23 protein-coding genes, 1 tRNA gene, 1 rRNA gene, 1 other RNA gene and 1 riboswitch are annotated in these 22,058 nt (G+C 44.3%); of the genes, 6 read left to right on the forward strand and 20 right to left on the reverse strand.

The window, feature by feature from the left end:
• From DYE48_RS06530 to tadA, 8 genes are all read right to left on the reverse strand, one after another.
• Positions 1-78: ribosomal RNA gene (locus DYE48_RS06530) — 16S ribosomal RNA — on the reverse strand; the annotation flags it as partial.
• Positions 79-522: 444 nt separating this feature from the next.
• Positions 523-786 (reverse strand): pro-sigmaK processing inhibitor BofA family protein, encoded by a 264-nt coding sequence (locus tag DYE48_RS06535; protein WP_089650776.1) that lies wholly within the window; start codon positions 784-786, stop codon positions 523-525.
• Positions 787-857: 71 nt separating this feature from the next.
• Complete coding sequence (locus DYE48_RS06540; RefSeq protein ID WP_089650775.1) at positions 858-1,073, reverse strand: YaaL family protein; 216 nt, start codon at positions 1,071-1,073, stop codon at positions 858-860.
• Between the two features lie 15 nt (positions 1,074-1,088).
• The gene (gene recR, locus DYE48_RS06545) at positions 1,089-1,685 is read right to left on the reverse strand and encodes a recombination mediator RecR (protein ID WP_089650774.1); all 597 of its coding nucleotides are present in this window, start codon (positions 1,683-1,685) and stop codon (positions 1,089-1,091) included.
• A gap of 11 nt (positions 1,686-1,696) precedes the next feature.
• Positions 1,697-2,014 (reverse strand): YbaB/EbfC family nucleoid-associated protein, encoded by a 318-nt coding sequence (locus DYE48_RS06550; protein WP_089650773.1) that lies wholly within the window; start codon positions 2,012-2,014, stop codon positions 1,697-1,699.
• A gap of 25 nt (positions 2,015-2,039) precedes the next feature.
• Positions 2,040-3,767 carry a DNA polymerase III subunit gamma/tau gene (gene dnaX / locus DYE48_RS06555; RefSeq protein WP_115822953.1) on the reverse strand — a complete coding sequence of 576 codons (1,728 nt, stop codon included), beginning with the start codon at positions 3,765-3,767 and terminating at the stop codon, positions 2,040-2,042.
• Between the two features lie 135 nt (positions 3,768-3,902).
• Positions 3,903-4,168, reverse strand: an RNA gene (gene ffs / locus DYE48_RS06560) — signal recognition particle sRNA large type.
• A gap of 50 nt (positions 4,169-4,218) precedes the next feature.
• Positions 4,219-4,701 (reverse strand): tRNA adenosine(34) deaminase TadA, encoded by a 483-nt coding sequence (gene tadA / locus DYE48_RS06565; RefSeq protein ID WP_089650771.1) that lies wholly within the window; start codon positions 4,699-4,701, stop codon positions 4,219-4,221.
• 81 nt (positions 4,702-4,782) lie between these two features.
• On the opposite strand from tadA, the gene DYE48_RS06570 reads away from it, so the two are divergent.
• Positions 4,783-6,069 (forward strand): glycoside hydrolase family 18 protein, encoded by a 1,287-nt coding sequence (locus DYE48_RS06570; RefSeq protein ID WP_115822954.1) that lies wholly within the window; start codon positions 4,783-4,785, stop codon positions 6,067-6,069.
• A 72-nt stretch (positions 6,070-6,141) separates the two neighbouring features.
• On the opposite strand, the gene DYE48_RS06575 is transcribed toward DYE48_RS06570, so the two are convergent.
• From DYE48_RS06575 to acsA, 5 genes are all read right to left on the reverse strand, one after another.
• Positions 6,142-6,909 carry a DUF3891 family protein gene (locus DYE48_RS06575; protein WP_089650769.1) on the reverse strand — a complete coding sequence of 256 codons (768 nt, stop codon included), beginning with the start codon at positions 6,907-6,909 and terminating at the stop codon, positions 6,142-6,144.
• A gap of 686 nt (positions 6,910-7,595) precedes the next feature.
• Entirely contained in the window at positions 7,596-8,108 is a 513-nt protein-coding gene (locus DYE48_RS06580) for a type 1 glutamine amidotransferase domain-containing protein (protein WP_089650799.1), read from the reverse strand.
• A gap of 94 nt (positions 8,109-8,202) precedes the next feature.
• The gene (locus DYE48_RS06585) at positions 8,203-9,522 is read right to left on the reverse strand and encodes a lysine N(6)-hydroxylase/L-ornithine N(5)-oxygenase family protein (RefSeq protein WP_115822955.1); all 1,320 of its coding nucleotides are present in this window, start codon (positions 9,520-9,522) and stop codon (positions 8,203-8,205) included.
• Positions 9,523-9,552: 30 nt separating this feature from the next.
• Entirely contained in the window at positions 9,553-10,860 is a 1,308-nt protein-coding gene (locus DYE48_RS06590; RefSeq protein ID WP_115822956.1) for a purine/pyrimidine permease, read from the reverse strand.
• Between the two features lie 158 nt (positions 10,861-11,018).
• Positions 11,019-12,728 carry an acetate--CoA ligase gene (gene acsA / locus DYE48_RS06595; RefSeq protein WP_115822957.1) on the reverse strand — a complete coding sequence of 570 codons (1,710 nt, stop codon included), beginning with the start codon at positions 12,726-12,728 and terminating at the stop codon, positions 11,019-11,021.
• Positions 12,729-12,973: 245 nt separating this feature from the next.
• Positions 12,974-13,020: riboswitch (PreQ1 riboswitch) on the forward strand.
• Between the two features lie 76 nt (positions 13,021-13,096).
• On the opposite strand from acsA, the gene queF reads away from it, so the two are divergent.
• The gene (gene queF / locus DYE48_RS06600; protein ID WP_089650765.1) at positions 13,097-13,591 is read left to right on the forward strand and encodes a preQ(1) synthase; all 495 of its coding nucleotides are present in this window, start codon (positions 13,097-13,099) and stop codon (positions 13,589-13,591) included.
• Between the two features lie 38 nt (positions 13,592-13,629).
• On the opposite strand, the gene aldA is transcribed toward queF, so the two are convergent.
• The 4 genes from aldA to DYE48_RS06625 all read right to left on the reverse strand — a co-directional run bounded on the left by aldA (position 13,630) and on the right by DYE48_RS06625 (position 16,966).
• Positions 13,630-15,081 carry an aldehyde dehydrogenase gene (gene aldA, locus DYE48_RS06605; protein ID WP_115822958.1) on the reverse strand — a complete coding sequence of 484 codons (1,452 nt, stop codon included), beginning with the start codon at positions 15,079-15,081 and terminating at the stop codon, positions 13,630-13,632.
• A 653-nt stretch (positions 15,082-15,734) separates the two neighbouring features.
• On the reverse strand, positions 15,735-15,986 hold the full coding sequence (locus DYE48_RS06615) for a hypothetical protein (RefSeq protein ID WP_115822960.1): 252 nt from the start codon (positions 15,984-15,986) through the stop codon (positions 15,735-15,737).
• Positions 15,987-16,094: 108 nt separating this feature from the next.
• Positions 16,095-16,205: a YjcZ family sporulation protein gene (locus DYE48_RS06620; protein ID WP_089650761.1), complete on the reverse strand. Its 111-nt coding sequence runs from the start codon at positions 16,203-16,205 to the stop codon at positions 16,095-16,097.
• A gap of 104 nt (positions 16,206-16,309) precedes the next feature.
• The gene (locus tag DYE48_RS06625) at positions 16,310-16,966 is read right to left on the reverse strand and encodes a M50 family metallopeptidase (protein ID WP_115822961.1); all 657 of its coding nucleotides are present in this window, start codon (positions 16,964-16,966) and stop codon (positions 16,310-16,312) included.
• Between the two features lie 95 nt (positions 16,967-17,061).
• Between DYE48_RS06625 and modA the strand changes: the two genes are divergently transcribed.
• Both modA and modB read left to right on the forward strand, forming a co-directional pair.
• Positions 17,062-17,847 (forward strand): molybdate ABC transporter substrate-binding protein, encoded by a 786-nt coding sequence (modA, locus tag DYE48_RS06630; RefSeq protein ID WP_115822962.1) that lies wholly within the window; start codon positions 17,062-17,064, stop codon positions 17,845-17,847.
• Positions 17,844-18,518: a molybdate ABC transporter permease subunit gene (gene modB / locus DYE48_RS06635; RefSeq protein WP_115822963.1), complete on the forward strand. Its 675-nt coding sequence runs from the start codon at positions 17,844-17,846 to the stop codon at positions 18,516-18,518. The genes modA and modB overlap by 4 nt, the downstream gene beginning before the upstream one ends.
• Before the next feature lie 31 nt (positions 18,519-18,549).
• On the opposite strand, the gene DYE48_RS06640 is transcribed toward modB, so the two are convergent.
• A tRNA-Arg gene (locus tag DYE48_RS06640) sits at positions 18,550-18,622 on the reverse strand.
• Positions 18,623-18,818: 196 nt separating this feature from the next.
• Here DYE48_RS06640 and DYE48_RS06645 point away from each other — a divergent pair.
• Both DYE48_RS06645 and DYE48_RS06650 read left to right on the forward strand, forming a co-directional pair.
• Positions 18,819-19,460 (forward strand): deoxynucleoside kinase, encoded by a 642-nt coding sequence (locus DYE48_RS06645; RefSeq protein WP_115822964.1) that lies wholly within the window; start codon positions 18,819-18,821, stop codon positions 19,458-19,460.
• Positions 19,457-20,140, forward strand: a complete 684-nt coding sequence (locus DYE48_RS06650) for a deoxynucleoside kinase (protein ID WP_089650756.1) — start codon at positions 19,457-19,459, stop codon at positions 20,138-20,140. The genes DYE48_RS06645 and DYE48_RS06650 overlap by 4 nt, the downstream gene beginning before the upstream one ends.
• 27 nt (positions 20,141-20,167) lie before the next feature.
• Here the strand turns inward: DYE48_RS06650 and DYE48_RS06655 are convergent, their stop codons facing one another.
• Both DYE48_RS06655 and DYE48_RS06660 read right to left on the reverse strand, forming a co-directional pair.
• Complete coding sequence (locus DYE48_RS06655) at positions 20,168-20,632, reverse strand: NUDIX hydrolase (protein ID WP_089650755.1); 465 nt, start codon at positions 20,630-20,632, stop codon at positions 20,168-20,170.
• Positions 20,633-20,708: 76 nt separating this feature from the next.
• A complete protein-coding gene (locus tag DYE48_RS06660) occupies positions 20,709-21,917 on the reverse strand; it encodes an MFS transporter (RefSeq protein ID WP_115822965.1) in 1,209 nt (402 codons plus the stop codon).
• Between the last annotated feature and the right edge of the window lie 141 nt (positions 21,918-22,058).

Consider the following 22,058-nt stretch of genomic DNA (forward strand, 5'->3'; position numbering starts at 1 on the left):
TCGCTTCCCGCGCTCGACTTGCATGTATTAGGCACGCCGCCAGCGTTCGTCCTGAGCCAGGATCAAACTCTCCATAAAAGTTAAGTTTGACTTGCTCATTTGCACACCGAATGTGCTTGTTTCAAATTTCTTCTATAAAGAAGAAATGTTTTGACGTACTGGTTGGTTCGTTCAGTTTTCAAAGATCAAATGTTTTGTGTGCCGCTTCAAAACAGCGACTTAATCAATATATCATGTGTAGTTGTTTTCGTCAACAACTTTTTATGATTTATTTTGTTAAGCCGTTTACGGCTGGCCGCTCTGTTAACGCGACAAGTAATAATATATCATGGCATTTCGAATGACGCAATAGATTTATTAAAAAAATATACATATTTTCAAAGAATGTTTCTTCTATAGAAGTTGTTCCATTCATAGAGGTTCTCCTTAAGCTCCAAAAAGGTAAATTATACAATAAGGAAAGTTCTAATCAAAAGGGCTTTTTCCGCAAAATAAAAAGGCGAAGCATAAAACTTCCCCCTTTTAAATAATCCAAAAATGAATAGCTGTTAAAGATAATACTCCAGGAACCCCCAGGATAGCTGATACGATTGCCGTAAAGCCATTGATCGGAACATGTAACCCAAATTGGGCACCGAACAGGTTTACAAAAAACAACAGAATGACAGCTACAATCAGCCTGGTCATGACCTGACCCACCACCTTCAACGGTTTGGTCGGCATGCCTATAATGAGTAATAATGGGATAGCTAGTCCTAGTAAGAGAATGACGAGTACCGGATCCATAAAAAACCCCCCTTGTCCAAGAACTGTTCTATCAACAGCTTATGCTCGTAAACAAGAGGGTAGTACATCGATTAAGACAAAGCATTGATTCCTCTGAATCTCGCTTCTCTTAATAAGTAGAAATATTTCGCTTTGACGACCGCTAAATCATTCAAACCGTCTTCGCTCGGTTCGATGCTCTGTTCAATGATCGTGTTTAAATTTTCCCACTCCCGCTTCAATTCTTTAATGTGAATGAGGAGTTCTCGATCCATTTCTTTTTTCACTGTTTTTTTCCTGCCAAACAAATCTTCTCCCCCCTCCTAAAGTTCTCTTCGTCCTTCAAGAGCTTTGGAAAGGGTCACTTCGTCTGCATATTCAAGGTCGCCCCCAACCGGCAGACCATGAGCAATCCTCGTCATGCGAATACCAGAAGGCTTCACGAGACGGGAAATGTACATCGCTGTCGCTTCCCCTTCAATGTTCGGGTTCGTTGCGAGAATCAATTCTTCAATTCCCTCATCTTTCAACCGGTTGATCAGGCTTTCTACATTGATATCTTCCGGGCCGATGCCATCCATAGGCGAAATCGCTCCGTGAAGCACGTGATACTTCCCACTGAATTCTTTCATTTTTTCCATTGCAATGACATCTTTTGGATCCTGAACGACACAAATCAATGTTTGGTCTCTCGTTTCATCCTGACAGATGGAGCAAGGGTCCTGGTCTGTTATGTGCCCACAAACGGAACAATGGGTAAGTTCCCTTTTCGCATTTACAAGTGATTTGGCAAAATCGAGGACATCATCCTCTTCCATTTCTAAAACGAAAAAAGCCAGGCGAACAGCCGTCTTCGGTCCGATTCCTGGCAGTTTCGTAAAACTGTCGATCAGTTTTGATATAGGTTCCGGGTAATACATGAAAATTCCTCCTAGAACATTCCACCAGGCATACCTTTCGTGAATTCTCCCATAGTGTCGTTCGTCTTATCGTCTACTTGCTTCAGTACATCGTTTGTTGCTGTAATGATTAAATCCTGAAGCATTTCTACATCATCAGGGTCTACAACCTCTTCATCAATTGCAACGTCCGTAATCTCTTTCTTCCCGTTAGCTGTTACTTTCACCATACCGCCACCAGCAGAAGATTCGAAGGTCATTTCATAAAGCTCTTCTTGAGCCTTCATCATTTTCTTCTGCATTTTTTGCATTTGTTTCATCATGTTATTCATGTTTCCTCCACCACGCATGGAGCATTCCTCCTTTAAATAGCTGTTAATCTTGGACTTCTATTAAATCATCTCCGACTAGTTTACGGGCTTCTGAAACTAAGGGGTCCTCTTCACCCGCTTGGGATGGAGACGTTTCACTTTCTTCCCCATCTACTCCAGGCTCTTCGTCAGATGATTGTTTCTGTTTCCGGACGTATTCTTCCCTGATTTCCTGCCAGTTCTGTTCAGGAATCGGAATGATCGTCATCGGTTTCCCAATGAATTCCGTCAGCAATGGCTCAATTGTCTTCTGGTGTTCCGATGCCAATGAACAATGGATATCGTACCGGAAGGCAAGCACAAGCGCCTTCGAAGAGGCAGCTCTCGGCTTACTGTTCAAAAGCGTTGCATGAGCCGGAGCGTTCGTCCGCTTCAAAGCTTCCATAAAGTCCGCCCAGCGTCCCTGAACGTTCTTGATGTCTTCTTTAGACGCTTCGTTCAGCACTTGACGAATACGTTCATAAGGAACATTATACCCTTTTTTCCCGGATTTTGCAGGGGCCCGCTTTTTCGCCGGTGTCTGTGGCTGTGTTGCTGCACTGACCCCTTTTTCTTTCAGACTTGCCAGCTCCTTTTCAAGGCCTTCAATCTTTCTTGCCAGCTGATCTACAGCTTCTGATTGGACCGGTTGTCCTTGGGGAGGTCCCACCTGGACTTCCACCATATTCAGCATAGCGATTTCTATGAAAACTTTCGGGCTCGTCGTCCATTTCATTTCCTGTTGGCAGCGATTCAGCTCACGAATGGCTTGCTGAATCCAAACCGGAGACAATTCGCCTGCTAAGCTTTTGAAAGCTTCATCAGGAATCGCTCTTTCCAAATTATGCTCAAGGTCTGGTGCACTTTGGAATAATAGCAGATCCCTTAAGTAATAAATCAGATCGAAAACAAAGCGGCCAGGGTCTTTTCCTTGTTGAATCAAGTCATCCACCGCTTCAAGAGCTGCTCTTGCATCCTGGTTGTGAAGCGACTGCAAAACCGCTGTTAACTTACTTTGAGAAACGGAACCTGTCACTGCAAGAACGTCTTCAATCGTCACTTCATCATCACTGTAGGAAATCGCCTGATCGAGAAGACTCAAGGCATCACGCATTCCACCTTCTGCTGTGAGCGCTACAATCTCCAGCGCTTCTCTTGCAATAGCGATTCCTTCAATCGATGTGATTTTTTCCATCCGTTCAACCATCGCTTTTTGCGAAATCCGCTTGAAATCGAATCGTTGACATCTGGATATAATCGTTAATGGAATTTTATGAGGCTCCGTTGTTGCAAGTATGAATATGACGTGCTTCGGAGGTTCTTCTAATGTTTTTAATAAGGCGTTAAAAGCCCCCATGGAAAGCATATGAACCTCATCGATGATGTACACTTTGTAAGGCACCGCACTAGGAGCATATTTCACCTTGTCCCGGATTTCCCTGATTTGCTCAACACCATTGTTTGAAGCGGCATCAATTTCTATGACATCTGAAATCGATCCATCCTGAATACCAAGGCAAGCATCACACTCGTTACATGGTTCCTTCACAGGGGAACGCTCGCAGTTGACGGCTTTGGCGAAAATTTTGGCAGCACTCGTTTTCCCTGTCCCCCTCGGTCCAGAGAATAGATACGCATGCGAAAATTTATTCTGCTCAATCGCATTCTGCAGTGTCCGTGTAATATGCGTTTGTCCGACGACTCCTTCAAAATTTCGCGGGCGCCATACGCGATATAAAGCCTGATAGCTCATAAAACCGTTCTCCCTTAATAGTCTCTTCCTCATTATACCTGATTCAAGGTTGTGATGTGAACCTTGGAAAATAGGTATAAAAAAAGAGCTGCTATGAACGGATCATAACAGCTCCTTGTGTTTGCATATGTAATGCCGTGCACCCATCTTCGATGATGTGGCCCCAAGCGTTACTTATGGTTGTGGCTCGACCCAGGCACTCCCACGGCACACGGGAGAGACAGCTTACTGCTGCTTCCTTCCGGACCTGACAGGATTCACTGGTTCCCGTTGCGCAGGACCTGGGTGTCAACACCACTCACATAAGGCAGACCTTGAGGCCGCACCACCTCGGATGGGGATTCGGCCTCGCTATAGCGGATTGCGAGTACAGGGCACCGCTACCTCCCCGCTTAGCACGGCATTAACAAGTATAGCGAGTTTTCGAGAAAAATGCAATGATAAAACACTGTTAATTATTAGTCGATGGCTTATTTTTCTTACGATCACGCAGGTTGCGGAAGAAATCCGTCAGTATTTTTCCGCATGTTTCTTCCATAACTCCCGGTAGAACTTCTGATTTATGATTGAAGCGATCGTCGTTTAATAGATTAAGAAGCGTACCTGCACAACCTGCTTTCGGATCCTTGGCACCATAAACAACCCTTGGAATTCTCGATTGCAAGATTGCACCCGCACACATTGGACAAGGCTCTAAAGTGACAAACAACGTACATTCTTCAAGCCTCCAGCTTCCTACTTGCTGGTTAGCCCTTTCAATCGCAATGAATTCAGCGTGGGACGAGGCCAATTGGGATGTTTCCCTCTGATTGTACCCTGTCGCAATCACTTTTCCATCTTTTACGATGACAGCACCAATCGGAACTTCTCCATCCACCTCTGCTTTTTCTGCTTCTTCTAAAGCAAGTTTCATATAATATTCATCGTCAAGCATGATGTTCCTCCTGTGATTTTCAAGAATAATTCCGTTTTCCTCTTTCATACATTATTAAAGATGAGAAAGGAGCGAATCCATATGCAAATCCACGTCGTTCAAGAAGGAGATTCGGTATTCTCCATTGCTGGTCTCTACGATAGTACGCCAAATGCCATTATCGAAGCAAATGAATTGGAGACCCCGGGGGACCTTGTCATCGGTCAGGCTCTTGTCATACCGATTGTCGGTCAATTTTATTTTGTCCAGCAAGGGGACAGCTTATATTCCATTGCTCAAAAGTTCAACACCACGGCTGAAAAACTTGCTCAAGTCAATGGCCTTCAAGTCGGGGGCCCTCTTCCTGTCGGTTTACGTCTCTACATTCCAGATGAGCCACCAAGACCGATTACGGCCAATGCTTATATAGAGCCCTATGGTGGGGAAGTCTCCGACACGCTTCGTGCTTCTGCTGAAAACAGGGCGGGGTCACTGACCTACCTGGCTCCGTTCAGTTATGAAATTCAGGAAGATGCTTCGTTAAAAGCACCGCCGCTTGATAATTTCAAAGAGATTGCTCAACAAAACGATACGGCTCTTATGATGGTCGTCACAAACCTGGCGGAAGATGGATTCAATGCTGAATTAGGCAGGAAAATTCTTTCCGATGAAGCCCTGCAGGATAAACTGCTCGACAACATCATTCAAACCACCAAGCAAGTAGGTTTTAAGGACGTCCACTTTGATATGGAGTTTCTCCCTCCTGAAATGAAAGAGAACTATAACCAGTTTCTGAGAAAAGCAAAGCAGCGATTATCGGCTGAAGGCTTACTCATTTTCACCGCCCTTGCTCCTAAAACGAGTGCCGATCAAAAAGGAGCTTGGTACGAAGCCCATGACTACAAAGCGCACGGAGAAATTGTAGACTTCGTCGTTTTAATGACGTATGAATGGGGATACAGCGGCGGCCCTCCACGTGCCGTATCTCCTATTGGTCCGGTCACAGAAGTAGTCGATTATGCGTTGTCAGAAATGCCGGCAGAAAAAATTCTACTCGGCCAAAATTTATATGGATATGACTGGACCCTTCCATACGAGCCAGGTGGAGAGTTTGCAAAGGCGATCAGTCCACAGCAGGCCATTCAAATTGCGAGAGAGAACAATGTGCCGATTTCCTATGATCAGGAAGAGCAGGCCCCTTACTTCACTTATACAGATAACGCCGGAAAAAAACACGAAGTATGGTTTGAAGATGCACGCTCGATTCAAAAGAAATTTGACTTAATCAAAAATCGCGGCCTTCTCGGAATCAGCTATTGGAAACTGGGACTTTCCTTTCCCCAAAACTGGGTGTTGCTCGATGGACAATTCAGTATTGATAAGAAATAAAGAGATACTTTTGCCGGAGAAATATCAGGCAGAACATAAAACAGTCGCTTACACCATTGGAAATGTAAGTGACTATTCTTTTTTCACAAAAGTAATGACGTGCTTTTGAACCTCTGTATCGTGAAACGCTTGAGACAGACCTTTTTCATCAATCTCCTTTTTTGAAACAGGACGGTAAGGAACCTCTATGCTGAATGGCTTTTCAAATGGAAAAGGGTAAACGGAAACTTTCTTTTTATCTTCCCAATGGGCGATCATGCCAGCCGGGGCGAAATCAAAGGACTGTCTGAAGCCGTTTTTGAACCAAGGAACTTCTTTTTCCTTCGGTATTCCAGGCTCCTGCATACATACATAAAGGGAGAGATCATCACAAAATTGCAACCGACGAAAATGAAGGTCATAGATATCATAGGGAATGTCCATTTCCATCGATTCGAACAGATCCTGCTGCCGTGTTTTTTCTTCAGCTAAAAACGTCTGTACAACCGGATCCTTGTCATCCTTAGAAAAGAATGACGCATAGTGCATACTGCAGAGCATACCGGCATACAAGGAGCGGTCAGCTACCTCTTTAATCCCGCGTTGATAGGCCTGCAATTTTTTCTCTAAAGGATAATCAACGAACGTATAAGGGCGCTGCTTTTCTTCATTCCATTCAGGATAATCATCCAGTGGGATCCAGGCTCTGTCGTGCTGCTGAATCGCCCAATCCGCTTCTTCTCTCAATTTTGAGCGCAATAAAAAATTGTTCTTCCAATGGGCGACGATTTGTGCTGATATTTTGGCGTGCTCATGCTGAGGAATCATGTGAAAATGGTGTTCTTTTTCAATGACAATCATCGTTTGGTCCTCCTCCTTCTATACGTATGCATGTATGTAATATAGAACGATCTATGGTCTTCCTTTCATTATATAGGAAGTTTCTTCTCCTCTCTACAATAGCAGGTTACAAAATTGGTACTGTTATGGTAATCTTTCTTCAACAATATGGCAGGATTGTGTAAGACCAGATTTCGAGACTTTTGTGAGAGTTTAGGGGCTCCGGGAAAAGGTTCGCTTTGCCATAGGAGTGTCTCGAAACCATTGATCGAATAAACATCTTTTATGCTTAAGGAAAGTGGAGGAATGTAAACCCTCCAAAGCAAGCATTCCCATTATGAGATCCTGATGTATAGCGCTTTATACTTATAACAAAAGCGACAGTGGAAGACATTCCTTCTAGGCCAAGTAAAGGGTTCGTTTCTCTCCTATATGGAATGGGGTGGTTGAGAAGCTGGGAGACTCCCGCGGGAATGGATTGGCCGGAGAGATCCCGCAGTGCGCAGCACGAGGAGGCTCTCCGTCATCCCCGCAGGAAAGCGAACTGCTTCCCAACCACCCCTGACTCTCAATATGGCAAACGAACCCCGGGGTTACCTCAAAACCGAGTCTTCCACAATCGGGAGCTTATGTGACACAAGGCAGTTGATTTATTGAGACGATGAAAAAGGCCATGAGGGAGAATTCCCTCATGGCCTTTCTGTTTATTATTTCAAGAGTTTTAGAGCCTCACGGTTGAAGGCTGGAATATCATCGGGCTGGCGGCTTGTGACCAGCTGGTCCTGACAAACGACAACTTCTTTATCCTGATAGTTGACGCCTGCATATTCCATATCGACGGAAATGGATTTGAACCCGGTTGCTGTGCGGCCTTCGAGAGTTTTAGCCGTGATCAATAGCTGGGGACCATGGCAGATCGCGAAGACTGGTTTCTTTTCATCCATAAAATGTTTCGCGAAGGAAACGAATTTGTCATCTCCGCGCAGAATATCAGGTGAAAAACCACCAGGGATGAACAACGCATCAAAGTCTTCAGGTTTCACATCATCGATGGATGTATCAATTTTAACGGAAGCTTCTCCCTGTTTTCCTTCCACTTCTTTGCCAGCTTCCCATTCAATGGTCGTTACTTCATGACCTTCGTTTGAGAACGCTTCTGCTGGTTGTGTATATTCTACATCTTCAAACATGGACGTCATGACACAAGCAATCTTACTCATATCTAAATCATCTCCTTGAATGTATGGGTTGTATTTGAACACATAGCATATCTTCCCCTATGAAATGATTTTAAACCTATTTTCCACTTAATGGTTATTGGAACTCTTTCATGGAAAACTGCTGGAAGGTTGTATCCGATTGGTTCCGGTACACTTCTCTTCCTGCAATCGTATTGATGATATGCACATTCCGGTGTACGGATAATCCTAAATTCGTAGCTCCTGCTCCGTGTGAGTGGACGAGGTTGGTCAACGTAAAGAAGTGATGGTCACGATGATCGTTGAAGAGAAGCTGATAATCGCGCGATACTTTATACATCCCTTCCTCTTCCCATTCGATTTTTTCTTTGAAACGGTTCATGAACCAGCCAGGAAAATGAGGTTTATATCCTGTGGCCAGCACAACTTTTTCCGTAGGATACGTGTACTCGACTTCTTCCTGCCACTGTTTACATTGAAGGTGATACCCGTCTTCGTTCGCTTCAATCCCTGTAATTTCAGTCATCGGTTGAATAAGAACACGACTATCCTTCATGCCGGCTGTTCGATGATATAGCTTCGTGTACAGTCGTGTGAGTGTATCAGGATCGATCCCTTTCCGAAGCGGGCCGAGAGTATCCAGTGCATCTTTCCGTTGATGGAGACTCAAGGCATGAAAATAATCGACGAATTCCGGTGTAAACATTTCTTGAGCAAACTTAGCCGTATCCAATTGAAAAAGCCCCCCGGATCTCGTAAAGAGGCTCAATTTCATATCCGACTGTCTGTCTTGCTCTTCTAGTAAATCAAGGAAAACCTCTAAAGCGCTCTGACCCGAGCCGACGATAGTCACATGTTTTGCTTTCAGTAAATGATCTTTTTCAAAAAGGTAGCGACTCGTATGCATCACGTCTTCGTTAGGTAGCCGATCCATACCATCCAAAATCAACGGTTCGCTGCCAGTCCCCATGACAATGTGCTTGGCTTGGTAATATTTTTCCTCACCCGTCGCTGTTTCTTTGACCACCACTTCATAATGGGGGGCATCGGCGTCTTTATGGTCCATCACGTCAACGACAGTATGGCCGAAAAACAGACCACCCAGCTGCTTGACCACCCACTGCATGTAATGATTGTATTCCTGACGCGGGATTTCAAAATGACGATGGAAGAAGAAAGGGAACATCCGGTCATGCTCGTGCAAATAATTCATAAAGGTATAAGGGCTTTTAGGGTCCGCGAACGAGACCAGGTCCGCCAAAAAAGGGACCTGTAGATCCATCGTTTCAATAAGCATGCCTGGATGCCAGACAAACTCAGGGCTCTTGTCAAAAAAGACAGCATCCAAATCTTCGGTCTGATCAAGCAATGCGGCCATTCCTAAATTATAAGGACCAATTCCGATCCCGATGACATCATATATTTTATTTTCCATTCCATCACTTCCTTGTACCATCAATTTTCCCTATGATGACGTGTTTGATTCTTTCCAGATCCGGTCCAAAACAATGACGAGTACTGTCCCGACCAGCAATCCATTACTCAGTAAGTTTTGTAAAATCGCCGGAACACCACTGAAAGCTTCTGGCGGGAGGAACATGAGTCCAATACCCAGTAAGAAAGACAGTCCTAATATGGTGAGTCTCCGTTCATCCAGCGTTTCACTCGTCATGTTAGATAATCCAAGTCCCATTAATTGGACAAAAGTTGCGAGCAAAGCTGCGTTAGCTACCGGTGCGGGAATGCCAGAAATAAACGCCACCACCGGGGGGAAGAACGAAAACAACACCAATAATAAAGTAGCATATAAAAAAGGACGTTTCTTTTTTTGCCCAGTCAATTGCATGAAACCCGAAGATGATGCAAGCGAAACGTTAGCCACTGCAGAAAAAATGGCTGTAATTCCATGGTTAATCCCTAGAAAACTGCTTCCTTTGTTGACCTGATCATATGTATACTGTGGTTTTCCATAGACGGTATGGCTGACCGCAATAATGGATGCCACAAGATTCGACAATAAGATCACAGCGGTAATAAATCCTAAAGGGAGCGTTCCCCACGTCAGTTGGGGTGGGCCCCATGCAAAGATATCGGGTAAGGAAAAAGGTGAGGTCCCCCCTGTATCATTGGCATTACTATTGAAAGTTATGGCATACAATACCCATCCCACGCCAATTCCAATCAGAACAGCAAAACTTTTCAACCAGCCTTTTCCCATTACTGATAAACCAATGACAAGCGCAAGCGTCACAAAAGCGACAAGCGCCTGTTTTCCATCCACCGCTTCTGTCGACTGCTGGATGCCTAACATTCCTTGAAGAAATGTCCCGCTCAATTGAACGGTCAGTAAAAATAAAAAAGCACCCGTAACGAGTGGTGTGAACACAAAAAGCACCCGGTGCGACAAGCGGAATACGCCAAACAGGAACAGAAAAATTCCAGTCCATATCATCGTCCCCTGGAGAACTTGTAATGTTTCCATATAGCTGTCGCCGGACTGTGCCCCACTATAGGCCATGACAGCAAAAATACTGATCCAGAGGCCGGCGGGTCCTTCCATAATCGGAAGCCGGTGTCCGAAAACCCCTTGTAGGAAGGAAGCGATGCCGACGACAAAGAATGTCCGTTGCATCAAGCCTGCTACTTCATTGAAATTCAATTCAAAAATAGAACCGATAACAATGGGCAGGGCAACTGCACTCGCCAACAGAAATACGAACCATTGAATGGTCTCTAATGAGCCATCCAAAAACCGTGTAGATTCTTCTTTCATCATTGTGCCACCTGCAATCTATGTAATATCTCTCCATATCTTACCATAGGATACATGAAAATTATGTCCCCGCGCTTGGTCGTTCCACGTGAAACAAACTCCCAAACGAGCACTAAAAAAGAAAAGCACAACCCTAAAGCGGGCTGTGCTTTCGTCTATTACTCTTCAAGAGTAGAAGTATCGCCAGTCGGTAATCCAAGCTCCCAGGACTTCAGGAGACGTCTCATGATTTTACCACTACGTGTTTTAGGAATCGTGTCCTTAATTTCGATTTCCCTTGGAGCGGCGTGAGCGCTCAACCCTTTTTTAACGAACTGACGGATGTCCTCCAGCAGTTCATCGGATTGTTCATGCCCTTCTCTGAGGGTGATGAACGCCTTAATGATTTCCCCACGTTCAGGGTCCGGTTTACCGATGACTCCCGCTTCCGCTACCGCTTCGTGTTCGATCAGCTTACTCTCTACTTCAAATGGTCCCACACGTTCACCGGAAGTGTTGATGACATCATCAAGACGGCCCTGGAACCAGAAATAACCGTCTTCGTCTTGGTAAGCACTATCGCCGGAAACGTACCAGCCATTCAAGAAATAGCTTTCATATTTCCCTGGGTTCTTCCATACCGCACGCATCATGGACGGCCATCCCTGTTTGATCGCAAGGTTCCCCATTTGGTTGGCAGGGAGTTCATTTCCTTCATTATCGACAATGGCCGCTTCGATGCCAGGGAACGGTTTACCCATGGATCCAGGACGCATATCCATCGCAGGGTAGTTACAAATCAACATGCCCCCTGTTTCCGTCATCCACCATGTATCGTGGATACGCAAGTCGAAGGCTGAAAGCCCCCATGTTACAACTTCAGGGTTCAATGGCTCTCCTACACTCAACACGTGGCGAAGGGAGGACAGGTCATGCTTTTTCGCCACTTCCTCTCCAGCGCTCAACAGTTTACGGAAAGCAGTCGGAGCGGAATACCAGACGGAAACATTTTTCTCGGCAATCGTTCCATACCAATCATCAGGACTGAATCGTCCACCTCGAATGACGTTTGTCACCCCGTTTAACCATGGAGCAAAGATACCGTAACTTGTGCCTGTTACCCAACCTGGGTCTGCTGTACACCAGTACACATCATCCTCTTTAAGGTCCAAAACCCATTTACCTGTCTGGTAATGTTGAAGCATAGCATTATGGACGTGATAAACTCCTTTCGGCTTGCCTGTTGAACCAGACGTATAGTGAAGGAGCATGCCGTCTTCAAGATCCACCCACTCGATTTCAAATTCATGCGAAGCTTTCTCCATTTCTTCTTCATAAGAAATGTAGTTACCCGGTGCATCACCGCCTACAAGCACGACTTGCTTCAAGTTCGGAAGCTCATCTGCAGGTACACGCTCAAGCAATTCAGGCGTCGTAATGAGCATCGTCGCTTCACTGTCCTCCAAGCGATCTCGTACGGCTTGTTCCATGAATGCCTCAAAAAGAGGACCGGCAATCGCTCCTACCTTAAGAATACCAAGGAAGGTTGCATAAAACTCAGGACTTCTCGGCATGAAAAGAAAGACACGATCTCCTTTTTCTATATTGTGTTTTTTAAGTACATTCGCGAATTGATTACTTTTCAGCTTCAAATCTTCAAAAGTAAGGGTCTCTTCTCTATCCGGTGCAGAGTAGATCAGAGCTGCCTGATCTTTCTTATCAGGATTTTCTGCATGGCGGTCGACAGCTTCATATGCAATGTTTACTTTACCTGTCTCGTTCCATGAGAACTGTTCCTTCACTTCTTCCCACTGGAAATTCTCATACGCTTCTTTGTAGTTTTCCATGTTGTGATTGCCTGATCGAGCTGGAATTGGTTTCATGTCCATATTCATCATCACCTCATAAGAATGTTTTGTAAACGTTTTCCCTTTGTGGCTGAAGAAAGCTCTGATCCTTTCAGAGCCACGAACTGCATACTTTTCTGAAAATTTTATGAATTACTTCTATTGTAGGGGATTTCTACTCATATTTAAAGTGTTATCTCCAAAGATTTACAGAATTAGGACAAGGGAACGAGGTAAATTGACAGCATTCTCCTCTGTTTATATAATGAAACGAGCATGAAAGATTCATAGAAGAGGTTTCTTAGCCCACCCCTCTATAAAAAACTAAGGACCACGTCTTATGATAAGCCGCAGCCCTTAGCCGCTGCGGCTTTTTTTATTGAAAATACATTCAAAAAGGAGCATGACCCATGCCAGGACGCAACGATCAAGACCTTGATTTATCTCTCCTTGGTAACCAAGGAAATTCCTATTCTTTTGAGTATGACCCGGATGTCCTCGAAACGTTTGATAACCAACACCCGAACCGTGACTATTTCGTAAAGTTCAATTGTCCGGAATTCACAACCCTTTGCCCAAAGACACGCCAACCTGATTTTGCAACGATCTACATCAGCTACATTCCGGATGTTAAGATGGTGGAAAGTAAATCACTTAAACTCTATCTATTCAGCTTCCGGAACCACGGCGATTTTCATGAAGACAGTGTGAATACGATTATGAACGATTTGATTGACTTGATGGACCCCCGTTACATCGAAGTTTGGGGCAAGTTCACCCCTCGTGGGGGGATTTCTATTGATCCTTACTGCAATTACGGGAAACCTGGCACAAAGTTTGAGCAAATGGCTGACCATCGCTTGATGAATCACGATCTTTATCCCGAAAAAATCGATAACCGGTAAAAAAAGAGCTGCGACAAGTATCGCAGCTCTTTTGCTTCTTATTTTTTATCATCTTTATATTGCATATAAACAACTTGTGTGACAAGGAAATCTTCCATTCCGTGTTTTCCGTCCGCTCCACCAAGTCCTGACTTTCTCATTCCTGCATGATAGCCCTGAACAGCTTCGAAGTTTTCACGATTAACGAATGTTTCACCGAACTTCAGTTCATTCACGACAAGCATCGCTTCATTCATGTCTTCGGTATAAACAGAAGAGGATAATCCATAATCTGTATCATTACCTTTTTCAATCGCCTCATCCAATGTTTTGAATGTCGTCACAGGAATCACAGGGCCGAAAATCTCTTCCTGCATAATCTGCATATCATGGTCTACATTTGTGAGAATCGTCGGCTTATAAAAATACCCTTTGTCTAAGTCGCCTCGTTCTCCGCCAATTTCAACCTTCGCCCCTGCATCAATCGCTTCTTTTACCATGCTCTCCACTTCTTCAAGACGATCTTTACTTACGAGAGGACCGACATCGGCTTCCTTATTTTCACGGGGGTCTCCCATAGTCAGTGATTCAAACTTATGACGTAATTTAGCAAAAAGCTCATCCGCCACACTTTCATGAACATAGACACGCTCAGCGTTCGTACAGGCTTGTCCGTTGTTAGCGAGACGGGAAGTCGTAATGCTTTCAGCTGCAACATCAAGGTCAGCATTAGCGGTGACAATGGCAGGCGCTTTACCTCCAAGCTCTAAGTTCACTTTCGTAATATTTTGCGCCGCCGCTTCCATCACTTTCGTACCTGCAGGCACACTTCCTGTCATGGTTACCATGTGTACGTTCGGGTGAGAGGCAAGCCTGTTTCCGATTTCTGAACCTGTACCAGTTACCACGTTATAAACACCTTTTGGAATTTCGTCCATCGAATCAATGATTTTTGTAAATTCCATCGCTGTATTCGGTGTTTGCTGACTTGGTTTCAATACTAATGTATTACCTGTCACAAGTGCTGTGGCTACTTTGCGGGCTAAAATGAACACAGGAAAGTTCCAAGGAACGATACCAGCGACTACCCCGATTGGCTTTTTATAAATAAAGATGTTCTCATTCTTACGATCACTTGGTACAATTTCTCCTTCAATTCTACGTGCCCACTCGGACATATAACGGAAGTAATCGATCGCAAGGTCCACTTCTCCACTGGCAAGCTCATAATCTTTCCCTTGCTCTTCTTGTAATAGATCAATAAAAGTGGCTCGGTTTTCTTCTATTCGGTCACCAAGCTTTCTTACGATTTTTCCGCGTTCAATATTGGGTGTAAGCTCCCAGCCTTTTTGAGCTTCAAATGCTGCTTTCACCGCACGATTCACATCGTCTTCGGTGCCTTTAGGTATTTGAGAAACGACCTCCTCGGTCGCCGGGTTCAGGATATCAATCCATTCTGATCCGTTTGACTCTGTATATTCTCCGTTAATGTAAAGTTTATGTTGTTGCATGCAAAATGACCTCCTGTTGGGATTTACCATTTTCATTCCCCTTGTGATTCAAAATAAACAAACCAGTGTTCAACAATATGGCAGGATTGTGGAAGACTCAGTTTCGAGATAACAGGGATTCGTTTGCCGTATTCAGAGTCAGGGGGGCTGGGAAGCTACTCGCTTTCCTGTGGGGGAGCGCCGAGCTTCCTCGGACTGCGTCCTGCGGGATCTCGCCTATCTCCTTCTCCCACGGGAGTCTCGCAGCTTCCCAACCACCCCATTCCATGAAGATGAGAAACGAACCCCTTTACTATGGGAAGGTGCCTTCCATTATTCTGGTGTTATAAGCATAAAGCGCACTATATCAAGCTTTTCGCATGTAATTACCATATGCATAAAAGCAGCTTATTCCGGATATGGTTTCGAGATACTTATATGGCAAAGGGGCGGAGGGGAATGGCGAGACTCCTGCGGGACAAAAGTGCATGGTGAGACCCCACAGGACGCAGTCCGAGGAGGCTCACCGCACTCCCGCGGAAAGCGAGCCATTCCCCGCAGCCCCGATCCACACAACAAACATCTCGAAACCGAGTCTTCCACAATCGGGAGCTTATCTGTAATTGGTATATTTTGATTTGGGCATTAAAAAAAGCCCTGTGAGGACAGGACTTTTACCATTCGAGGATGAAACCTTTGATTTTCTTGCCATCGCCAGACTCTGATTGCTGCTCTGCTTCGAAATAAGGATCCTCTTCCTTAAAGTGATAAGAAATACTTTCAGGCTTGAGATAAAGCTTGTACTCTAAATCCGTTACCTTTGGCAGGGAAATGTCGGCAACTGTTGATTGGTCGCCCTCTTCATCAATGAGAAGAATATCAATGTGGTCATACCCATGTGCAATTAAGTGTTCTTTTAAATCCATAAACGACTCCTCCGTCCAATTATTCTAGTTACATGATACCCTTTTCCAAACTTCGAGAAACGTTTGATTTTATGTATCAGCGGGAAAATATTCCCGCCTTCTTATTTATTAGTATCCATAACCGTATCCACGGCCACCCATATAAGATGCACCGATGATGATCAAAAGGATGAACAAAACAACCAATAGCGCGAAACCGCCACCGTATCCTCCGCTCATTCCATTCCCCCCTCTCTTACTTACTTTACTACCTTATTCAGGAGGACTTAAGAGGGCAGGGCATGAGCGGATTTTATTCTTTTTTCTTCTTTTCATTCACACTGTCAGAAAGGAAAGACACGCTTAATGGAGAGGAGAGCAAAGTATAAGGCCTGAACGAAAAAGGCCAATCCCCATAAAGGGGCGGGGATGAATGCCGTCGCTCTTGCCAAGTTTGCCGCGTCACCGGCTTGTCCTGGAGATACAAAGCTGATCCACATCACCTCAAACGCACTGGTCACAGACTCAACAAGTACGAGTGAAGCTAGAAACAATAAGACATATTGGACGACCTGTTCATGACCGGTTCTCAAAAGCCATAGAAACCCTGCTCCAAAGGTGAGGATCCAGAATAGTCCATACACATTCCTCACCCAGAAAAGGAGATTGATCGCAAGGAACGCCATTAAAATATAAATCATCCATTTATATTGACCACGACTGATTAGGAAAAAGAATACGAAGGCGAAAAAAGAAGCAAATACATAGCCGGCCATGCTTGTTAATACTTGCCCGATCCAAGATGTATGTCCGGTCAAAGCAAAACCGGATGTGTTGGGAAGCAGGGAGATTCTCCTTACTTCTCCCCCTGTAATCAGCGCCATCAAGGAATGACCACTCTCATGGATCATTGTGTTCAAGATAGCGAAGTATTTCCCTACGACAGGGAGTTGTGTGAGCAGTAAAGCAAGGATAAGAGCTGAAAGAACCTGTAATTTCATAGAGAGTACTCCTTTCTTCGTGACCTTTTAATCGCTTTCGACTTACATATGACGTATCTTTAGAATAGAACCAATGGGAACAAAGGAGAATCGACATGCGAAAGTTGATATGGATATGGAGTTCGATGACCTTACTATTTTTATGCAGTTGTGCTTCTCCATCGGATTCAAGTGAAACGAGTATAAGAATTGCGGCTGCTGCAAGTTTGAAAGATGTGATGGAAGAGCTAACCCCTCTTTTTGAGGAACAATACAATATAGAAATAGAAACCATATACGGAGGCTCAGGTAAACTGGCAAGACAGATCGAACAAGGAGCCCCTGTAGACGTATTCTTGTCTGCGGATCTTCGTTGGATCGAACTTCTCAAGGAGCAGAACCTTGTCGAAAAGGATACGTACATAGAATATGCCACCAACCGGATTGTCCTTATTGGTGATGATTCCACGAGGCGCTTGGATACCATCCAGGAACTGAATCTTAAGGAAAACGAACAGCTTGCTGTTGGCAATCCAGAGAGCGTGCCTGCTGGTACTTATACGAAACAAGCATTGGAAAGGATTCAACTTTGGAGCAGGTTAGAAGATCAGATAGTATTCGGAAGCGATGTTAGACAAGTCCTTGCATATGTTGAATCTGGACAGGTGGACTATGGTTTTGTCTATGCCAGTGATGCCATGATTTCAGACAAGGTAATCACTCTTACAAAAGTTGACCATAACCTCCATGATTCGATTGTCTATCCAGGAATCGTTATTTCAAAAAGCCGGTCTAAGGAACAAGGACAGAAATTTCTCACCTTTTTAACCAGTGATCGAGCGACAGAAATTTACAATGCTTATGGATTCAATCCTATGAGAGGTGGAAAGATAGAACAATGAACGTCGAACCTCTTCTTTTGTCTCTGAAAGTAGCAGGGATTGCTACTTTCATCGTATTTATAATCGGAATCATCAGCGCACGAATCATTTCCAGAAAATTATTTCCCGGGAAAAGTATCTTAGAATCGATTCTTTTACTCCCTCTCGTCCTTCCTCCTACAGTGATTGGATTCGGTCTGCTTTACTTATTTGGCAAAAATGGCTGGCTCGGACAATGGCTCATGGAATGGTTCGGTATTCAAGTGGTTTTTTCCTGGACCGGGGCAGTCATTGCCTCTGCCGTCGTTTCTTTTCCTCTTATGTTTCAGAGTGCATCAGCAGCTTTTGAAAATTATGATCAAAACCTGGAGAATGCCGCTTTAACAATGGGGGCTTCGAAAGTAAAGGTATTCTTCACTATATCGCTTCCGTTAGCCTGGCCCGGATTGCTGGCCGGGTTAGTCATGAGTTTCGCCCGTTCCCTCGGCGAGTTCGGAGCTACATTAATGATCGCAGGCTATATTCCTGGTAAAACAGACACCATTCCGCTCGCCATCTATTTTGCTGTCGAATCAGGTCGAATGGAGGAAGCTCTCATGTGGGTGATTGTGATTCTCTGCCTCGGGTTCAGTGCTGTATTATGGCTCAATACGTGGAGCCGCAGGAAAATCAATTTTGTAAGGAAAGTATAAAAAAAGCTGAAGCTTCGATCAGCTTCAGCAGCGCCCCCGGCAGGATTCGAACCTGCGGCACACGGTTTAGGAAACCGATGCTCTATCCCCTGAGCTACGGGGGCAGATGGACGTACGAGTAATATTATACAAAACAAACCAAAGATTGAAAAGCAAATACACCTTAAAAATATCGTTCGCCTGTTACTTCCAACGTATGTATATGATAAAATACTATTTGTCTGTCAAAAAGTATCGTATTTTGTAAGTGAGTGATGAGCACTCACGTTTTTTTGAATTGAGTTTGAAGGAGGAAAAGAGATGGGAGATTTACCTTTCATATCCGTTGAAGGGCCCATTGGGGTTGGGAAAACGTCTCTGTCTAAAAAGCTCGCCTCCCAGTTTGATTTTCATTTGCTGAAGGAAATCGTTGAGGAGAATCCATTTTTAGGCAAGTTTTACGACAATATTGAAGAATGGAGCTTCCAAACGGAGATGTTCTTCTTGTGCAATCGATTTAAGCAGCTCGAAGACATCGACCACAAATATTTGCAAGCAGGGAAGCCGGTGGTCGCCGATTACCATATATCGAAGAATATGATTTTCGCTCGACGCACGTTAAGAGAAGATCAATTTGACAAGTATGCGCAGATTTTTGATATATTGACACACGATATGCCTAAACCGAATATGGTCGTCTATTTACATGCGAGTTTAGATACACTGCTCGAACGCATCCGCATGCGTAACCGTGATGTAGAGGCAAATATTCAACCTTCTTATCTTGAACAACTCTCTCAAGACTACGAAGACTTCATGAGACATTTTGAAGCCACTCATCCAGAGATTCCTGTGATCCGTCTGAATGGGGATCATATAGACTTCGTAAAACATCAAGATGATTTAAATTATATTGTTGATCAAGTAGAGCAGCATTTAAATAAAGGAGAAGTTATCAAATGAATGCACGTGAACGTTATGGAATTCCACATGACAGCGTCATAACGATTGCAGGTACAGTTGGTGTCGGCAAGTCAACGATGACCAACGCTCTCGCTGATGCCCTCAACTTCCGTACCTCTTTTGAAAAAGTCGACACAAATCCTTATCTCGACAAATTCTATCAGGATTTTGAACGTTGGAGCTTCCATTTACAGATTTACTTCTTGGCGGAACGCTTCAAAGAACAAAAGAAAATCTTTGAATATGGCGGAGGGTTCATCCAGGACCGCTCAATTTATGAGGATACCGGCATTTTTGCACGGATGCACTACGAAAAAGGGACGATGTCTGCTACGGATTACGAAACGTATCGAAACCTGTTTGATGCGATGGTGATGACACCATACTTTCCTCATCCCGATCTTTTAATTTATTTAGAAGGTTCGTTTGATGACATCCTTTCCCGAATCAAAGAACGTGGGCGTCCGATGGAACAAGAAACTCCGATTGAATATTGGGAAGAAATGTTCACGCGTTATGACAATTGGATTGATAATTTCAATTCCTGCCCTGTCCTGCGCCTCAATATTGCTGACTATGACGTATTGAATGATAAAACAAGCATCGAACCCGTGCTTGAAAAAATCGGCCACTTCATCCAACAATCTCGTAAATGGCGCTCCAGTCATTTATTAACGTAATAACAAGCGAAAAAAACTCCTGAACGCTTAGCTGGCGTCAGGAGTTTTTTGTATATAATCCTCTATCATCATCCGGTGACTGCCAATCATTTTCTCAGGTAAATCATGAAACTCGAAAAACTTAACCTGCACAGTTTCTTCGGGATCAAAAACATAGTCCCCACTAAAATGACTGGTGAAATAAGCCGTTGTCACCACGTAAAACTCATCTCCATTCGGAGCTCGACTAAACTGATCCTCTCCAGAGTAAACATTCAATAATTGTAGGTCCTCGATTTCTAATCCAGTCTCTTCGAAAGCTTCACGCTTCGCGACTTGTTCGGTGCTTTCTCCAAGCTCCATCAAACCCCCCGGCAATCCCCATACACCTTCAGGAGATGTTCGTTCCTGCAGCAAGATACGTCCCTCTTCATCAAGGATCATCACAACAGATCCAACTAATATAATGGGCCGATGACCGATGATTGCACGTAAGTCCTCGACATAACCCATGCCATCCCTCCTTTCTCTCCCATACTATTATAACAAGATAAAAGGACCCCTTTGAAAAAGGAGTCCTTCTCGGAGATTATCTTTCCATCGTATTCAGCAGCTTTGTTAAGATAACAGCGCCACCCACCATCACTGTACCGATCCATGGTGTGTGAACAAGACCAATCGTATCAACGATCACACCACCAACAGTAGATCCAATAGCGATCCCCACATTGAAAGCGGCTATATTCAAAGCTGAAGCTACATTAACCGCAGATGGAACATATTTCTCAGCTAATTGAACGACCAAAATCTGCAAAGCAGGTACGTTCATAAAAGCAAACAATCCCATGAAAAACAATACAACTAAACTCAACACTTTAAATGGAATGACGAAAGCCAAAAGGAGCAATACGATTGCCTGCAGTACAAACATCCAAAACAACGCTTTGATCGGCTTTTTATTGGAAACTTTTCCACCAATCGTATTTCCGATCGCCACCGCAACTCCATAGATGAGCAAAATCACGCTGACAAACTTCGGATCGAAACCTGTCTCTTCTTCTAGTAAAGGAGCAAGATACGTGAAGGCCACGAACGTTCCGCCATATCCTAATCCTGTAATGGCGAAGGAGAGCAGAATTCTTTTTTCAGTTAGTATTTTTAATTGATCCCGAAAGCTTGCGGGTGCTGCTTCTTCCAGGTTTTTCGGAACAAGCAGAGCACTTGCGATGATTCCAATTACGCCGAGCAAAGCTACACCTGCAAATGTCGCCCGCCAACCAAAGGTTTGTCCAATAAATGTTCCTAAGGGCACGCCTGTCACTGTCGCCACCGTCAATCCGGTAAACATAAAGGCAATGGCACTTGCCCGCTTATGCTCAGGTACTAAACTTGCAGCAATGGTCGAACCGATAGAAAAGAATATACCATGAGAAAAAGCCGTGATGATCCTCGCGATTAACAGCAAGGTAAAGCTTGTCGAAACCGAAGCCACTAAATTACCAAGAATGAAAACAACCATCAGAGCCAGCAATAAACTTTTTCGGCTCATCTTATTGGTAAGAGCCGTCAAAACAGGTGCCCCCACAGCAACACCGACAGCATAACCGGATATCAAGAGCCCCGCAAGTGTAATGGATATGGAAAGGTCATCGGCCATCGTTGATAATAAACCTACGGGGACGAATTCTGTCGTTCCTATACCGAACGCACTAATAGCAAGGGCCAACAAAGCAAACGGAAAACTTTTCGCCTTATGATCAAGAGAATTTTCTTTAATATTCTCTGCATGTGAACTCATCATTTTCCTCCTCATATATAAATAAGAATGATAACTGAAACTCATGTATCCAGGGCGCCTCTGAATGACAAATCTTATTATGAGGGCTGATCGAACACTTGAGAAGTACGCACTTCTGTGTGCTATAGGCACCTGGAAGTA

The sequence above is a fragment of the Halobacillus trueperi genome, from assembly GCF_003386945.1.
GTDB lineage: Bacteria > Bacillota > Bacilli > Bacillales > Halobacillaceae > Halobacillus > Halobacillus aidingensis.

Coding starts and splice junctions, on each gene's coding strand:
- DYE48_RS06535 (WP_089650776.1), bottom strand. CDS start 786: ATGGATCCGGTACTCGTCATTCTCTTACTAGGACTAGCTATCCCATTA.
- recR (WP_089650774.1), bottom strand. CDS start 1,685: ATGTATTACCCGGAACCTATATCAAAACTGATCGACAGTTTTACGAAA.
- DYE48_RS06550 (WP_089650773.1), bottom strand. CDS start 2,014: ATGCGTGGTGGAGGAAACATGAATAACATGATGAAACAAATGCAAAAA.
- dnaX (WP_115822953.1), bottom strand. CDS start 3,767: ATGAGCTATCAGGCTTTATATCGCGTATGGCGCCCGCGAAATTTTGAA.
- tadA (WP_089650771.1), bottom strand. CDS start 4,701: ATGCTTGACGATGAATATTATATGAAACTTGCTTTAGAAGAAGCAGAA.
- DYE48_RS06570 (WP_115822954.1), top strand. CDS start 4,783: ATGCAAATCCACGTCGTTCAAGAAGGAGATTCGGTATTCTCCATTGCT.
- DYE48_RS06575 (WP_089650769.1), bottom strand. CDS start 6,909: ATGATTGTCATTGAAAAAGAACACCATTTTCACATGATTCCTCAGCAT.
- DYE48_RS06580 (WP_089650799.1), bottom strand. CDS start 8,108: ATGAGTAAGATTGCTTGTGTCATGACGTCCATGTTTGAAGATGTAGAA.
- DYE48_RS06585 (WP_115822955.1), bottom strand. CDS start 9,522: ATGGAAAATAAAATATATGATGTCATCGGGATCGGAATTGGTCCTTAT.
- DYE48_RS06590 (WP_115822956.1), bottom strand. CDS start 10,860: ATGAAAGAAGAATCTACACGGTTTTTGGATGGCTCATTAGAGACCATT.
- acsA (WP_115822957.1), bottom strand. CDS start 12,728: ATGGACATGAAACCAATTCCAGCTCGATCAGGCAATCACAACATGGAA.
- queF (WP_089650765.1), top strand. CDS start 13,097: ATGCCAGGACGCAACGATCAAGACCTTGATTTATCTCTCCTTGGTAAC.
- aldA (WP_115822958.1), bottom strand. CDS start 15,081: ATGCAACAACATAAACTTTACATTAACGGAGAATATACAGAGTCAAAC.
- DYE48_RS06615 (WP_115822960.1), bottom strand. CDS start 15,986: ATGGATTTAAAAGAACACTTAATTGCACATGGGTATGACCACATTGAT.
- DYE48_RS06620 (WP_089650761.1), bottom strand. CDS start 16,205: ATGAGCGGAGGATACGGTGGCGGTTTCGCGCTATTGGTTGTTTTGTTC.
- DYE48_RS06625 (WP_115822961.1), bottom strand. CDS start 16,966: ATGAAATTACAGGTTCTTTCAGCTCTTATCCTTGCTTTACTGCTCACA.
- modA (WP_115822962.1), top strand. CDS start 17,062: ATGCGAAAGTTGATATGGATATGGAGTTCGATGACCTTACTATTTTTA.
- modB (WP_115822963.1), top strand. CDS start 17,844: ATGAACGTCGAACCTCTTCTTTTGTCTCTGAAAGTAGCAGGGATTGCT.
- DYE48_RS06645 (WP_115822964.1), top strand. CDS start 18,819: ATGGGAGATTTACCTTTCATATCCGTTGAAGGGCCCATTGGGGTTGGG.
- DYE48_RS06650 (WP_089650756.1), top strand. CDS start 19,457: ATGAATGCACGTGAACGTTATGGAATTCCACATGACAGCGTCATAACG.
- DYE48_RS06655 (WP_089650755.1), bottom strand. CDS start 20,632: ATGGGTTATGTCGAGGACTTACGTGCAATCATCGGTCATCGGCCCATT.
- DYE48_RS06660 (WP_115822965.1), bottom strand. CDS start 21,917: ATGAGTTCACATGCAGAGAATATTAAAGAAAATTCTCTTGATCATAAG.